Source organism: Nocardia sp. NPDC047648 (assembly GCF_040642815.1).
GTDB lineage: Bacteria > Actinomycetota > Actinomycetes > Mycobacteriales > Mycobacteriaceae > Nocardia > Nocardia gamkensis.
This window is the reverse complement of sequence record NZ_JBEYSX010000022.1, coordinates 20,936-35,572: the sequence shown is the minus strand read 5'-3', so window position 1 is coordinate 35,572 and position 14,637 is coordinate 20,936. Positions and strand designations below refer to the sequence as shown.

The 14,637-nt window shown below is 70.8% G+C and carries 14 protein-coding genes; 10 read left to right on the top strand and 4 right to left on the bottom strand.

Going from position 1 to position 14,637, the window contains the following annotated elements; genetic code table 11:
• Window positions 1–132 precede the first annotated feature (132 nt).
• The 3 genes from ABZ803_RS32520 to ABZ803_RS32510 all read left to right on the top strand — a co-directional run bounded on the left by ABZ803_RS32520 (window position 133) and on the right by ABZ803_RS32510 (window position 1,605).
• On the top strand, window positions 133–264 hold the full coding sequence (locus tag ABZ803_RS32520; protein WP_357045230.1) for a hypothetical protein: 132 nt from the start codon (window positions 133–135) through the stop codon (window positions 262–264).
• 104 nt (window positions 265–368) lie between these two features.
• Window positions 369–1,040, top strand: coding sequence for a TetR/AcrR family transcriptional regulator (locus tag ABZ803_RS32515; protein ID WP_357045228.1), 672 nt, complete (start codon window positions 369–371; stop codon window positions 1,038–1,040).
• A 43-nt stretch (window positions 1,041–1,083) separates the two neighbouring features.
• The gene (locus ABZ803_RS32510) at window positions 1,084–1,605 is read left to right on the top strand and encodes a GNAT family N-acetyltransferase (protein WP_357045226.1); all 522 of its coding nucleotides are present in this window, start codon (window positions 1,084–1,086) and stop codon (window positions 1,603–1,605) included.
• Window positions 1,606–1,618: 13 nt separating this feature from the next.
• Here the strand turns inward: ABZ803_RS32510 and ABZ803_RS32505 are convergent, their stop codons facing one another.
• Together ABZ803_RS32505 and ABZ803_RS32500 are read right to left on the bottom strand one after the other, a co-directional pair.
• The gene (locus ABZ803_RS32505; protein WP_357045224.1) at window positions 1,619–3,160 is read right to left on the bottom strand and encodes a glycerol-3-phosphate dehydrogenase/oxidase; all 1,542 of its coding nucleotides are present in this window, start codon (window positions 3,158–3,160) and stop codon (window positions 1,619–1,621) included.
• 45 nt (window positions 3,161–3,205) lie between these two features.
• Window positions 3,206–3,832 carry a helix-turn-helix domain-containing protein gene (locus tag ABZ803_RS32500; RefSeq protein WP_357045222.1) on the bottom strand — a complete coding sequence of 209 codons (627 nt, stop codon included), beginning with the start codon at window positions 3,830–3,832 and terminating at the stop codon, window positions 3,206–3,208.
• A 172-nt stretch (window positions 3,833–4,004) separates the two neighbouring features.
• On the opposite strand from ABZ803_RS32500, the gene ABZ803_RS32495 reads away from it, so the two are divergent.
• Window positions 4,005–5,582 (top strand): FAD-binding oxidoreductase, encoded by a 1,578-nt coding sequence (locus ABZ803_RS32495; protein WP_357045332.1) that lies wholly within the window; start codon window positions 4,005–4,007, stop codon window positions 5,580–5,582.
• A 14-nt stretch (window positions 5,583–5,596) separates the two neighbouring features.
• Window positions 5,597–6,520, top strand: a complete 924-nt coding sequence (locus ABZ803_RS32490; RefSeq protein WP_357045330.1) for a YegS/Rv2252/BmrU family lipid kinase — start codon at window positions 5,597–5,599, stop codon at window positions 6,518–6,520.
• A 10-nt stretch (window positions 6,521–6,530) separates the two neighbouring features.
• On the opposite strand, the gene ABZ803_RS32485 is transcribed toward ABZ803_RS32490, so the two are convergent.
• Complete coding sequence (locus ABZ803_RS32485; protein WP_357045220.1) at window positions 6,531–7,199, bottom strand: AAA family ATPase; 669 nt, start codon at window positions 7,197–7,199, stop codon at window positions 6,531–6,533.
• A gap of 79 nt (window positions 7,200–7,278) precedes the next feature.
• Complete coding sequence (locus ABZ803_RS32480) at window positions 7,279–7,872, bottom strand: XRE family transcriptional regulator (protein WP_357045218.1); 594 nt, start codon at window positions 7,870–7,872, stop codon at window positions 7,279–7,281.
• 90 nt (window positions 7,873–7,962) lie between these two features.
• Between ABZ803_RS32480 and ABZ803_RS32475 the strand changes: the two genes are divergently transcribed.
• From ABZ803_RS32475 to ndk, 5 genes are all read left to right on the top strand, one after another.
• Complete coding sequence (locus ABZ803_RS32475) at window positions 7,963–8,889, top strand: NAD(P)/FAD-dependent oxidoreductase (RefSeq protein ID WP_357045216.1); 927 nt, start codon at window positions 7,963–7,965, stop codon at window positions 8,887–8,889.
• 299 nt (window positions 8,890–9,188) lie between these two features.
• A complete protein-coding gene (locus ABZ803_RS32470; RefSeq protein WP_357045214.1) occupies window positions 9,189–11,867 on the top strand; it encodes a valine--tRNA ligase in 2,679 nt (892 codons plus the stop codon).
• A gap of 92 nt (window positions 11,868–11,959) precedes the next feature.
• A complete protein-coding gene (locus ABZ803_RS32465; RefSeq protein WP_357045328.1) occupies window positions 11,960–13,330 on the top strand; it encodes a folylpolyglutamate synthase/dihydrofolate synthase family protein in 1,371 nt (456 codons plus the stop codon).
• 103 nt (window positions 13,331–13,433) lie between these two features.
• On the top strand, window positions 13,434–13,850 hold the full coding sequence (locus tag ABZ803_RS32460) for a DUF4233 domain-containing protein (RefSeq protein WP_357045212.1): 417 nt from the start codon (window positions 13,434–13,436) through the stop codon (window positions 13,848–13,850).
• 96 nt (window positions 13,851–13,946) lie between these two features.
• Window positions 13,947–14,363, top strand: coding sequence for a nucleoside-diphosphate kinase (gene ndk / locus ABZ803_RS32455; protein ID WP_062977506.1), 417 nt, complete (start codon window positions 13,947–13,949; stop codon window positions 14,361–14,363).
• Window positions 14,364–14,637: the final 274 nt, after the last annotated feature.

Below are 14,637 nucleotides of genomic sequence, written 5' to 3'. Positions count from 1 at the left end.
GCGGCCGAATCGTATTCTGTCGCGTGCGTTCTCGCGCGCGGTCCCTGCCGCCGTCGCGGGGGCTGTGAGCTGCGCGTTGTGGTCTTTTCCGCAGTCGGCGGCGGTTCATACCCGGAGAATCACGACTATGTCGTGAGTCACAACGTGAAGATGCTCGAAACGCCACCAGGGTTCGCCGCGCGTCCGCGGTTCGAGTCGTCGCCGAAGCTGTTGTGGGGCGTCGTCGCGCCGCGCAGCAGCGTGTCGAGGTTCCTGGTGGCCTGATCGTGCCGCCGTGACGCACCTGACCCGGTGTCCGGGACATGGTTGGCCGTGGCGGACCTGCGCCGGTCACCCGAACGGCGTTCGTCCCTGGTTATGCTCGGCTGATGAGCGCAGCAGCCGTCAGCCGCCGGGCCCGCCCGGCCAAAGCTCCGCTGAGTCGCGAGGTGATCGTCGAGACGGGCCTGCGTGTCCTGGACCGGGATGGCGCGGCGGCGCTCACCATGCGCCGGGTGGCGCAGGAACTGGACACCGGCGCCGCCTCGCTGTACGTGTACGTCGCCAATCGCGACGATCTGATGGCCGCCATGCTCGACCACGTCCTCGGTTCGGTGCCGGAACCCGCCGGGGCGGGCTGGCGGGAACGGCTCACCGCGCTGGCCGACGCCATGGTGGCGGCGATGAGCAGGCACGAAGGGCTGGCGCTGGTCGCGCTCGGGGTGATTCCGAGCAGCCCGAACGCGTTACGGCTGATGGAACTGATGCTCGGCTCGCTCATCGAGGCGGGACTGGACGATCGGACCGCGTCATGGGCGGTGGACCTGCTCTTTCTGCACATCACCGCGTCGGCGGCCGAACAGAGCGCGCACAATACCGGCGGCGGCACCGAGCAGGAGTACCTCGCGGCGATCGAGCGGCGCTTCGCCGAGTTGCCCGCCGACCGATATCCGACCGTCGTGGCCATGCGGGACGCCTTGCTGTCGGGCGACGGGGACGCGCGTGCGGCTTGGGCCGTGCAAGTGCTGATCAACGGCATCCTCGCCACGCGGACGGAGTGAAATTCGCTGGTCCGCACCGCCGTTGTCGGATCACAATGGGCCGATGATCCGGCCCTCGACAATCGAAGACCTCACCGTGCTGCAAGACATCGAACGCGCGGCGGGCGCACCGTTCGCGGAGATCGGGATGACGGCCGTGGCCGACGACGAACCTCCTTCGACGGCCACGTTGCGCGAGTTCCAGCGAGCCGGGCGGGCCTGGGTATGGACCGAGGACGACGACCTGCCGATCGGCTACCTGGTCGCGGGCGTGATCGATGGAAACGCGCATATCGAGCAGGTTTCGGTGCACCCGGACCACGCGGGACGCCGGATCGGCAAGCGGTTGATCGACCGGGCAGCCCGATGGGCCGCCGCCGCGGCGCTGCCCGCGATGACGTTGACGACGTTCACCGAGGTGCCGTGGAACGGCCCGTACTACCGGCGGCTCGGCTTCCGGTACCTGTCGGCGGACGAGGAGACCCCGGGGTTGGTCGCCGTGCGTGCCGCCGAACAGGCGCACGGCCTCGACCGCTGGCCGCGCGCGTGCATGCGCGCGGAACTGTGCGACTGGTCGATGGACTGAGCCCGCTGGGCCGTCAGGCGACGGCGCGCACGGCCGCGGCCGCCGCGGCGGCCCGGTCCTCGTCGATCAGGCCGACGCGCGTGCGCCGATCCAGCAGATCCCCGGCCTCGAGGGCCCCCTCGTGGGAGACCGCGAACGCGAATTCGGCGCCGAGCACGTCGATGCCGGCCGCCACCGGCTCGGCGAGCGACGGATCGCGGCGCGCCGCGGCCAGCACGGTGGCCGCCTCACTGCCGTAGCGCTCGATCAGCACCGGCGGGGCGTCGATGCGGTCGCGCGCCGCGCCGGAGACCGCACCCACCAGCGGCAGTCGCCGGGTGCGGCACGGTCCCGCGGCGAGGTCGCCGTGCGCGACCGCCGCGTCGATCACGTCCTCGGCCATCTTCCGGTAGGTGGTGAGTTTGCCCCCGACGATGGTGATGATCCCGGTCGGGGAACGCAGCACGGCGTGCTTGCGGGAGATGTCGGCTGTGCTGTCGTCGGCGGTCTGCAACAGGGGACGCAATCCGGCGTACGAGCCGCGAATATCGTCGCGGGTCAACGGCTCACGCAGGGCGGGATTGATGGTGTCGAGCAGGAAACCGATCTCGTCGTCGGTGGGCTTCGGCTCGTCGGGTACCGGGCCCGGCGCGTCCTCGTCGGTCAAGCCCAGATACACCCGGCCGTGCGCGGCGGGAAAGGCGAAGACGAAGCGGCCGACGCTGCCGGGCACCGGCACGGTCAGCGCCGCGGTGAGGCCGCCGAACGCCGCGGCGGAGAACACCAGATGGGTGCCACGGCTCGGGCGCAACCGGATGCTCGGATCCACCTGATCCGCCCAGACGCCGGTGGCGTTCACCACGGTGCGCGGCCGCACCATGAGGGTCTCGCCGGTGCGGGTGTCGCGTAGGGTCGCCGAATTCCCGGTCACCTCGCTCGCTTCGACGCGGGTCAGGATCCGCGCGCCGTGGGCCGCCGCGGTGCGGGCCAGCGCGACGACCAGGCGCGCGTCGTCGACCAGTTGCCCGTCCCAGGCCTGGAGGCCGCCGCGCAGGTCCGCGCGACGCACGGTGGGCGCCAGCCGCACGGCCTCCGCCGCGGCGACGCGCCGGGAACGGGGCAGGATCGCCGCGGGAGTGCCCGCGCCCCGCCGCAGCAGATCACCGGCCAGGAAACCGGCGCGCACCAGCGACGCTTGCGCCGCACCGACATTCGGCAGCAGCGGCACCAGTTGGGGCAGCGGGCGCACCAGATGCGGCGCCGTGGTGCGCATGAGGATGCCGCGTTCCACCGCGCTCTCGTGGGCGATGCCGACCCGGCCGCTCGCCAGATAGCGCAGGCCGCCGTGCACCAGCTTGGAACTCCAGCGGCTGGTGCCGAAGGCCAGGTCGTGGCGCTCGACCAGCACGGTGCGCAGTCCGCGTGCGGCGGCGTCCAAGGCGGCGCCCGCGCCGGTGACGCCTCCGCCGATCACCAGGACGTCGATCTCGGCGCCGTCACCGAGCCGGGACAGATCCGCGGCGCGGCGCGCGGCGTTCAACGCGGAATCTCCGGTTCGACCCGAATCAACAGTCATCACAATGCCTTTCGGATGCGGCGGAACCGGTCTTACGCGTACTCATCACGGCCGCTTTCGGGCGGAGTCTTCGACCCCTTCACGGGCGTGGTCGTCGAGATACCCGTCGATCGCGCGACGGAGTTCGGTGTCGAGGTGCTCACCCGCCAGCAGCGGCGCGACGGTGCCCGCCGACTGCACCGCGGACTGCGCGATCAGCAGCAGCATCGTGGCCATCCGCTCCGGATCGCCCGCGCGGATGGAACCGTCCCGCTGCCCGTCGCGGATGCCCGCCGCGAACAGCTCGATCAACGCGCGCTGGTTGCGCCCCAGCCTGCCGAAGACGTAGGTGAGCATCAGATCGGTGTCGGTGCGGAAGATCTTGCCGAACAACGGATTCGACCGGACCATCGCCGCTCCGGCGACCACGCCCTCGACCAGCCTGACGCGTGCGCTGCCCGCGGACGGCATGGTGGCCGCCACGATGCCGCGCAGTTCGCGGACCAGCAGTTCGGCCACCAGCGCACCGGTATCCGGCCAGCGGCGGTAGACGGTCGGCCTGCTGACGCCCGCCCGGCGCGCCACCTCGGTGAGCGTGGTGCGGCGCACGCCGAACTCCTCCACACAGGCGCGGGCGGCATCGAGAATCGCCAGGTCGGTCGCCGAGAGGGCGGTCTGGTCGGGAGCGGTCAAAAAATCACCACCGGTGGTAGGTCGGCCGACGGCGAGTCGTCGGCGAGGTCCGAGCGTTCGTTACTGCTTGACAGTCTATGTCAAACTGTAACGCATGGTGGACACGCAGCAGCAGACCGACGGCGATCCGGCTCCGTCGGCGAAGACCGGCCCGGCCGGGCCGGCCGCGAGTATGGTCTGGGATGCCTGGGGTATCCCGGCTGGGCACCAGCCACTTTCGGAGCGGATCCGTGGTCTGCTGACGCAGGTGTTCGGAGTGTCCGGCAATCCGGTGGCGCGCCGCGATGAGGGCGACGTGCCACTGCGCGAATCGGCGTTGACGCCCGCGCGGCGAGCCGGGTTGGTCGAGGTGGTCGGTGCGGAGAACGTGTCGGCCGACCACCGCGATCGGCTGCGGCACGCCGGGGGCAAGAGCACACCCGATCTGCTGCGCCGCCGGGCAGAGGGTCCGCAGGACGCGCCGGACGCCGTCGTCTTCCCCGCCGACCACGACGAGGTTCTCGCCGTGCTCGCCTACTGCGCGCGGCACGCCGTCGCGGTGGTTCCGTTCGGCGGCGGCACCAGCGTCGTCGGCGGCGTCGATCCCGTGCGCGGTCGCTTCGACACCGTGATCGCCCTGGATCTGCGCAGGCTCGACCACGTCACCGAGGTCGACCCGATCAGCGGCACCGCCACGCTCGGCGCCGGTCTCACCGGCCCGCGCGCGGAGGAACTGCTCGGCGCGCACGGACTGTCCCTCGGCCACTTCCCGCAGAGTTTCGAGTTCGCCACCATCGGCGGCTTCGCGGCGACGCGGTCGTCCGGCCAGGCCTCGGCGGGCTACGGCCGCTTCGACGATATGGTGCAGCGGCTGAAGATCGCCACGCCGGGTGGCACGCTCGAACTCGGGCGCGCCCCCGCTTCGGCCGCCGGGCCGGACCTGCGTGAGCTGTTCGTCGGATCTGAGGGAACGCTCGGTGTGATCACCGAAGTCACCCTGCGGGTGCACCCGGTCCCGGAAACCGTTGCCTATCAAGCCTGGTCGTTCCCGGATTTCGCCACCGGCGCCGCCGCGTTGCGCGCGGTGGTGCAGGCGGGCGCGGCGCCGACGGTGCTCCGGCTCTCCGACGAGGCGGAGACCGGGATCAATCTCGCCCGCTCCGGCGATATCGGCGGCAACCCGGTGGCGGGATGCCTGGCCGTCACCACCTATGAGGGCAGCGCGGCGCATGTCACCGCGCGCAGCGCCGAAGCGGGCGCCGTGCTGGCCGCGGCGGGCGGCTCGGCCCTGGGGGAGACGCCGGCCCGGGAGTGGGAGCACGGTCGTTTCGCCGCTCCGTACCTGCGTGACGCGCTCCTGGATGTCGGTGTGCTCTGTGAAACCTTGGAGACCGCCACCACCTGGTCGAATCTGAGCGCGCTGAAGGCGAAGGTGACCGCGGCGCTGACCGAGTCGCTGGCGGCGCAGGGGACGCCGCCCCTGGTCATGTGTCACATCTCGCACACCTACCCGACCGGCGCGTCGCTGTACTTCACCGTCGTGGCCAAACAGTTGGACGACCCGCTGGCCCAGTGGCAGGCCGCCAAACGCGCCGCGGGTGACGCCATCGTCGCGTCGGGTGGCACCATCACCCACCACCACGCGGTGGGCACCGATCACCGTCCCTGGGTCCCGGACGAAGTGGGTGACCTCGGGGTGCGTGTCCTGCGGGCGGTGAAGGCCGAACTCGACCCGGCCGGCATCCTGAATCCCGGAAAGCTGGTGCCGTGAACGACTATTCACCGGTGCGCAAGGTCACGGTGGTGACCAATCCTCGATCCCGGCACGGCAAGGGAGGCGATGCGGCGACCGCCGCCATCGCCCGCCTGCGCGCGGGCGGCGCCGAGGTCACCGAGGTGTGCGCTCCCTCGGCCGCCGAAACGGTTCGGCAGGTGCGGGATTCGGTCGCGGGCGCGGCGCCCGACGCCGTGGTCTGCATCGGCGGCGACGGGCTGATCAACGTGACCCTTCCGGCCGTCGCGGAGACCGGGGTTCCGCTCGGCATGATCCCCGCGGGCACCGGCAACGATCTGGCCAGGGAACTGGGAGTGCCGACCGACGATCCGGTCGCCGCCGCCGCGCTGGTGTTGCGCGGGCGGACCAGGACGATCGATCTCGGCCGGATCGAGTCGTCCGTGCCGCCGATGTGGTTCGCCACGGTGGCCGGTACCGGATTCGACGCGCGGGTCACTCTGCGAGCCAACGAGATGCGCTGGCCGAGAGGCAGACTTCGCTACACCGCCGCCGCGCTGGCCGAGATCTCGGGGCGCTTCACGGTGCCCTACCGGGTCGAACTGGTGGACGCGGTGACCGACGGGCTGACCAACCCCGGCGCGGGCTCGGTGCTGGAGACCGAGGCGGTCATGGTCGCGGTCGGCAACACCCGCACCTACGGCGGCGGCATGCTGATCTGCCCGGACGCGCTCATGGACGATGGTCTGCTGGATCTGACCGTGGTCGGCGCGTTGTCGCGCGGGGAGATGCTGCGCCTGCTGCCCGCGCTGTCGGCGGGCAAACGCCAGGATCACCCGGAGGTCAAGCAGTTCCGCGCCGCCGCGGTCACGCTCACCGCGGCGGGCGCGCCCGCCACCGCCGACGGCGAACCAGCGGGCACCCTGCCGATCACCATCCGGGCGGTCCCCGCGGCATTGACCGTCCTGGTGCCCTGACCAGCGCCGGTCAGGCGAAAGTTACGCAGCGCAAGTGGTTCACGGTCGCGCGGTCGACGATGACCACCGACCGTGAGGCGCGGGCAGCCGAGCGATGCTCCGTCGACACCGCGCGCATCAGCCGCCGCCAGCGTCGCACGTGCAGCCGGAACGCCACGTGGTTGATCCGCCTGCCACGGCTGTGCTGGCCTGCGCGCGCCACCGCCGCGGGCACGTCGACCATGAGCAGGTGCAGTTCGCGATCCGCCGCCCAGTGCTCGATCAGGGTGCGCGCCCAACGGAACGTGGCGCAGTCGTGGATGACGACCGGGCCGGTGACCTCGCGCAGCGCGGTACGAATGGCCAGGAAGTGCGCGGCGTGCACCAGCGGGCGCCACAACAGGTAGGGCAGCCACCACAGCTTGGGCCGCCAGCGATTGCGCGCCTGCATCGAGTCGAGCACCAGTACCCCGGCGGCGCTGCGCGACGGCGCGGTGGCCGCGGCATCGGCGCCGAAGAACTTGCGCAGCGCGGTGCTCTTGCCCGCGCCGGGGACGCCCGCGACGATCAGCGCCGCCGCGGCGGGATACCGGATCTCCGTGATCGCGCGACCGCGCAGATCGTGCAGCGCGTCCGGGACCAGGATCGGCAGCCGGGGTTCGGGAGCGTACCCGTGCACGGATTCCAGCGGGGGGTTCACCTCTCCCAGCGTCCGCAGCCGACGCGTGTTCGGCAACCGGGAAAACCCTGGTTTTTCAATCACATTTCGGACAGTGTGATCACCTCGGTTTGCGGCCCGCCGACCGTGCGCGCAAATGCATTCGTTCACCCTGCGACCCGAAAAGACTCAGCATTTCCACCGGGCCCCGGCCCGCGCTGCCGAACCAATGCGGTTGGCGCGTGTCGAATTCCGCGGCCTCGCCGGGGCCGAGCACCAGATCGTGCTCGCCGAGTACCAGCCGCAGTCGTCCGGAAAGCACGTAGAGCCACTCGAAACCCTCGTGCACCTTCGGGTCGGGGTCGCAGCGCTCGGCCGGAATGACGATCTTGAACGCCTGTAGCGGTCCCGGCTGCCGGGTGAGCGGAAGGATGGTGATCCCGTTCAGCTTTCGCGCCGTGGAGTGGACACGGGGGTCGGCGATCTTGGGCGCGGCCACCAGTTCGTCCAACGGAACCTGATGGGCCATCGCGATCGGCAGCAGCAGTTCCAGACTGGCTTTTCGCTGGCCGGACTCCAGCCGGGAGAGCGTGCTCTTGGAGATTCCGGTGCTCTCCGCCAGCGCGGTGAGCGTGACGTTGCGGCGGGTGCGCAGCGCTTTCAGCCGTGGGCCTATGTCGGCGAGGGCCTGGGTGACGGCCGGTGGTGTGGACATGTCCCCAGTGCACTCCGATTTCCCTGATTTAGCAATTTTAGTTGCTGAATCGGGACGGTGACGGCACGGTGTCCGTGGAGGTGATCGCGAATGAGCGAGACATACGACGTAGTGATCGTTGGCGGCGGTGCGGCGGGACTGTCCGGGGCGCTGGTCCTGGCCCGCGCGCGGCGGCGAGTCGCGGTGGTCAGGGGCGGTGCGCCGCGCAACGCCCCGGCCGAGCACATGCACGGGTTCCTGTCCCGGGACGGGATGCCACCGGCCGAGCTGCTGGCGACCGGGGCCGCCGAGGTCACGAGCTACGGCGCGGAACTGATCGACGACGTCGTCGTCGGCGCGGAACGGACGGCGGAGTCGGACTACACGCTGCGGCTGCGCGGCGGCGGGGCGTTGCGGGCTCGCCGCGTGCTCGTGGCCACCGGGCTGCGCGACGAACTTCCCGAGCTGCCCGGCGTGCGTGAGCGCTGGGGACGTGACGTGCTGCACTGCCCCTACTGCCACGGCTACGAGGTCCGTGACCAGCCGATCGGGGTGCTGGGCGGTGCGGAATCCGGCGCTTTGTCCCGCGCGGTTCATCTGGCGCTGCTGCTGCCGCAGTGGTCGGACGACATCGTCTTCTTCCCGAACACGATGCCCCTGTCCGAGAGTGATCGCGCTCGCCTGGACGCGCGCGGGGTCCGGCTGATCGAGGGCGAGGTGGCCCGGTTCGCGGTGGACGATCGGCTGCGCGGCGTGGAACTGGCCGACGGGCGAGCGGTGCCGAGGACGGCGATGTTCGTCACGCCGACCTTCCGGGCCAACGACGACGTACTGGCCGGGCTCGGCTGCGCGTTCGACGCCGACGGCTGGGTGGTGACCGACGCGACGGGGCGCACCAGCGTGCCGGGTGTCTGGGCCGCGGGCAACGTCGCCAATCCGGCAGCCCAGGTGATCTCGGCCGCCGGGGCGGGCTCCACCGCCGCGATCGCGATCAACGGTGACTTGGTGTCGGCCGACGTCGCCGTGCTCGCCCGTTGAGGGGGAATATCGAGGTGCGAAACGCGGAAGCTGAGAATTACTTATGGATTCCAGGCCCGGCCTCGGATCGCCGGTAAGCTACTGACATAGGCGGAGTGTTCGGTGTCCCTCATCCACCGAAGACTCCGCCTTCCTTTGTCTTCGTCACATAATGCGCTCCGTACGGTTCGTATCGAGCGCCACTCGGCGGGCGGAAATGCCTCCGATTTCCGGCGTGACGCCCACCGGCGGCTCCGCGGGAGCGGTGACCGGGCCGACCGACCCGAAGTCGGCGGATCGAAGCGCTCTAGAATCGCGGGGTGACCAGCGCAGCCCCTGACAACACGCGTAATCGTGCCGATGCCCTCCCCAAGAGCTGGACTCCCAGCGAGGTGGAGGCCGAGATGTACGAGCGCTGGGTAGACGCGGGCTATTTCACCGCCGACCCGGGCAGCGGCAAGCCGGCCTACTCGATCGTGCTGCCGCCGCCGAACGTCACCGGCACCCTGCACATGGGCCACGCGCTCGACCACACCCTGATGGACACGCTGTCGCGCCGCAAGCGCATGCAGGGCTACGAGGTGCTCTGGCTGCCCGGCATGGACCACGCGGGCATCGCCACCCAGACCGTGGTGGAGAAGCAGCTCGCGGTGGACGGCAAGACCAAGGACGACTTCGGCCGCGAACTGTTCGTGCAGAAGGTCTGGGACTGGAAGCGGGAGTCCGGCGGCGCCATCCAGTGGCAGATGCGCGCGCTCGGCGACGGCGTGGACTGGAGCCGGGACCGCTTCACCATGGACGAGGGCCTCTCGCGCGCCGTGCAGACCATGTTCAAGCGGCTCTACGACGCGGGCCTGATCTACCGCGCGGAGCGGCTGGTGAACTGGTCGCCGGAGCTGCGCACCGCGATCTCCGACATCGAGGTCAAGTACGAGGACGTGGAAGGCGAGCTGGTCTCGCTGCGCTACGGGTCGCTGGACGACGACCGGCCGCACGTCGTCGTGGCCACCACCCGGGTGGAGACCATGCTCGGCGACACGGCGGTGGCCGTGCATCCGGAAGACCCGCGGTACCGGGCCCTGATCGGCACCACCCTGGAACATCCGATCACCGGGCGGCAGATTCCGATCATCGCCGACGACTACGTCGATCCCGAGTTCGGCTCGGGCGCGGTGAAGATCACACCGGCGCACGACCCCAACGACTTCGAGATGGGTCTGCGGCACCGCCTGCCGATGCCGACGATCATGGACGAGCGCGGGCGGATCACCGGCACCGGAACCGAATTCGACGGCATGGACCGGTTCGAGGCGCGCGTCAAGGTGCGTGAGCGGCTCGCGCGGGAGGGCCGGGTGGTCGCCGAGAAGCGGCCGTACCTGCACAGCGTCGGGCACTCCGAGCGCACCGGCGAGCCGATCGAGCCGCGCCTGTCCATGCAGTGGTGGGTCAAGGTCGAGTCGCTGGCCAAGGCGGCCGGTGACGCCGTGCGCAGCGGCGACACCGTGATCCACCCCAAGAGCCAGGAGCCGCGCTGGTTCGGCTGGGTCGACGACATGCACGACTGGTGCATCTCGCGTCAGCTGTGGTGGGGCCACCGCATCCCGATCTGGTACGGGCCCGAGGGCGAAGTGGCCTGCGTCGGGCCCGACGAGCAGGCGCCGGAGGGCTGGGTGCAGGACCCGGACGTGCTCGACACCTGGTTCTCCTCCGGCCTGTGGCCGTTCTCCACGATGGGCTGGCCGCACGCCACCGCCGAGCTGGAGAAGTTCTATCCCACCAGCGTGCTCGTCACCGGCTACGACATCCTGTTCTTCTGGGTGGCGCGGATGATGATGTTCGGCACCTACGTCGCCGAGGACGCCGCGCTCACCGCGGGCAAGAGCGGCGAGCGGCAGGTGCCGTTCAAAGACGTGTTCCTGCACGGCCTGATCCGCGACCAGTTCGGCAAGAAGATGTCCAAATCGCGCGGCAACGGCATCGACCCGCTGGACTGGATCAACACCTTCGGCGCCGACGCCACCCGGTTCACCCTCGCGCGCGGCGCGCAGCCCGGCGGTGACCTGTCGGTCGGCGAGCCGCACGTGCTCGCCTCGCGCAGCTTCGTGACGAAGCTGTTCAACGCGACCAAGTTCGCGCTGATGAACGGCGCACGGGTGGGCGATCTGCCCGATCGGGCGCAGCTCACCGACGCCGACCGCTGGATCCTGGACCGGCTGGATGCGGTGCGCGCCGAAGCCGACGCCGCCTTCGACGCCTACGAGTTCGGCAAGGCTTGCGAGGCGCTCTACCACTTCGCCTGGGACGAGCTGTGCGACTGGTACCTGGAGCTGGCCAAGGTGCAGTTCGCCGCTGACGGCGCCCGCGCCGAGGCCACCCAGCTGGTGCTCGGATCGGTGCTCGACGCGGTGCTGCGCCTGCTGCACCCGGTCATCCCGTTCGTCACCGAGTCGTTGTGGCAGGCGCTGACCGGCGGTGCGTCGGTGGTGATCGCGCCGTGGCCGCAGGCCTCCGGGGTGCAGGCGGATCAGGAAGCGGCACAACGCGTCTCGGACACCCAGCGGTTGATCACGGAGATCCGGCGCTTCCGCAGCGACCAAGGCCTGGCCGACAAGCAGAAGGTCGCGGCCAAGCTGATCGGCGTCGACGAGGCGGGGCTCGGCGAGCAGGCGGCGTCGGTGGCGAACCTGGCGCGGCTGACCGAGCCCGGCGCCGGCTTCGCCGCGACCGCGTCGGTGGAGGTCCGCCTGAGCGCGGGGACGGTCACCGTGGAGCTGGACACCTCGGGCGCGGTCGACCTGGACGCCGAACGCCGCAGGCTGGAGAAGGATCTGGCCGCCGCGCAGAAGGAATTGCAGGGCACCGCGGCCAAGCTCGGCAACGAGGCGTTCCTGGCCAAGGCGCCCGAGCACGTGGTCGACAAGATCCGCGGCAGGCAGCAGGTCGCCTCCGACGAGGTGGCACGCATCGGGGCGCGACTGGCGGAGTTGAGCGGCAAGTGAACCACGAGCCGGAACCGCAATACGGCGACGACGAGCGCCGTGGCGGCGGAGCGCGACTGGGCTCCGGTCCGTCGCCGGTGGAACTGGCCGAGATGGCGCTGGTCGAGGCGGAACTCGACCGGCGCTGGCCGGAGACCAAGATCGAGCCGTCGCTCACCAGGATCGCCACGCTGATGGACCTGCTCGGTTCGCCGCAGCAGAACTACCCGGCGATCCACATCGCGGGCACCAACGGCAAGACCTCGGTGACCAGGATGATCGACGCGCTGCTCACCGCGCTGCATCGGCGCACCGGCCGGATCACCAGCCCGCATCTGCAGCTGGCCACCGAGCGCATCAGCATCGACAACGCGCCGATCACCCCGGCCCGTTACGTGGAGCTCTACCGCGAGCTGCTGCCTTTCGTCGAGATGATCGACAAGCAGTCGGCGGCCGCGGGCGGGCCTGCGATGAGCAAGTTCGAGGTGCTCACCGGCATGGCCTTCGCGGCCTTCGCCGAGGCGCCGGTCGACGTCGCGGTCGTCGAGACGGGGATGGGCGGCACCTGGGACGCCACGAACGTCGTCGACGGGCAGGTCGCGGTGATCACACCGATCGGCTTGGACCACACCGACTACCTCGGCCCGGATCTGACCTCGATCGCGGGGGAGAAGGCCGGGATCATCAAGCGGGCACCCGAGAGCCTGGTACCGCGCGACAACGTCGCGGTGATCGCGGAGCAGGACCCCGAGGCGATGGAGGTGCTGCTGCGCCGCGCCGTGGCGGTGGACGCGGCGGTCGCGCGCGAAGGCGCCGAGTTCCGCGTGCTCGCCCGGCAGATCGCGGTGGGCGGCCAGCAACTCGAATTGCAGGGCCTGGGCGGGGTGTACGACGAGATCTTCCTGCCCCTGCACGGCGAGCACCAAGCGCGCAACGCGGTGCTCGCGCTCGCGGCGGTGGAGGCGTTCTTCGGCGCGGGCGCGCAGCGCAAACTGGACATCGACGCCGTGCGCGCCGGTTTCGCGAGCGTCACCAGCCCCGGGCGGCTGGAGCGGATGCGCAACGCGCCCACCATCTTCATCGACGCCGCGCACAATCCGGCGGGCGCGCGAGCGCTGGCCGCGACGCTGACCGAGGAGTTCGACTTCCGCAAGCTGGTCGGTGTGGTCGCGGTGCTCGGCGACAAGGACGCCGAGGGCATCCTCGCCGCCCTGGAGCCGGTGTTCGACGAGATCGTCGTCACCAGCAACGGTTCGCCTCGCGCGCTGGACGTGGAGACCCTCGCCGACCTCGCGGTGCAGCGGTTCGGCGACGAGCGCGTGGTCTCCGCCGCCACCCTGCCCGACGCGCTGGAGACCGCCATCGCGATCGCCGAAGAGGTGGGCGAGGCGGGCGAGATGGTCTCCGGCGCGGGAGTGGTGGTGACGGGATCGGTGGTCACGGCCGGAGCGGCCCGCGCGCTGTTCGGGAAGGACCCGGCGTGAGCGCCGGTGGCCTGGGTGACCACGGCGGGTCCGCGCTCGTCGGAAACCGCCGCACGAACGCCGGACACCATGAGAGCCCGGCGGATGCCGAGGAGGGCACAGCATGAGCGAACCGGCCGAGCCAGGCGAGCAAGCGGTACCCGCGCCCGCGACCGACCCGTGGAAGGGTTTCCGCGGGGTGATGGCGGGAACGTTGGTGCTCGAGGCGATCGTGGTGCTGCTGGCGCTGCCGGTGGTCGCCGACGTCGGCGGCGGGGTGACCTGGCTGTCCGGCACCTACCTCGTGGTGCTCGCGGTGGTGATGTTCCTCGGGGCGGGGGTGCAGCGGCGCTCCTGGGCGCTGCCGTTCAACCTCGCGCTCCAGGTGCTCGTCCTGCTCGGCGCGTTCATCCACGTGTCCATCGGCGTCATCGGCGTGGTGTTCGCCGTGGTCTGGGGCTTCCTGCTGGTGCTGCGCGCCGACGTGCGCGGCCGGATGGAGAAGGGCCTGCTGCCCAGCCAGCGCATCCAGCGGTCGTAGCCCCAGGGCACGCGGGCGCGGCCGTGCGCCGCCGGTACGCCGGTCGGTCCGACCGCTGGTGCGGTGCCCGGAAGTGTGCCGGATAGGCTGTGCGCCGTGACTGAACAGACGTTGGTACTCATCAAGCCGGACGGTGTGGCCCGTGGCCTTGTCGGCGAGGTGCTGGCACGTATCGAGCGCAAGGGCCTGAAGATCGCCGCCCTCGAACTGAAGCATGTATCCGCGGAACTGGCCGAGGGCCACTACGCCGAGCACGCCGAGAAGCCGTTCTTCGGGTCTCTGATCGAGTTCATCACCTCGGGCCCGGTCGTCGCGGCCATCCTGGAAGGCCCCCGCGCCATCGCCGCCTTCCGCCAGATCGCGGGCGGCACCGACCCGGTGGAGAAGGCCGTGCCCGGCAGCATTCGCGGAGACTTCGCTCTGGAGACCCAGGAGAACCTGGTGCACGGCTCGGATTCACCCGAATCGGCCAAGCGCGAGATCGCCCTCTGGTTCCCCGACCGGCCCGCCTGACCGAGTCCCGAGCGCCGTGCCCGCGCCGCCGCGACCGGCGTGTTCGCGCCGCGGGCCGGACCGGTTCGAGCGCCGATGGCGAACGCCCGGCGCGCGGTGTGGGATACTGGCATCGGCTGCTTTCGATGCCGACTGTTCGTGCAGGTGCGCGAACGAGACGTGACGAGCGCAGCCGGATGACACCACGGTTCGATGCCGATCATCGCTGCCATGGACAAAAGGCCTGGTTACAGGGTCGGCTGTCCGCGCAGGCACGCTGGATGAGCGCTCGTAC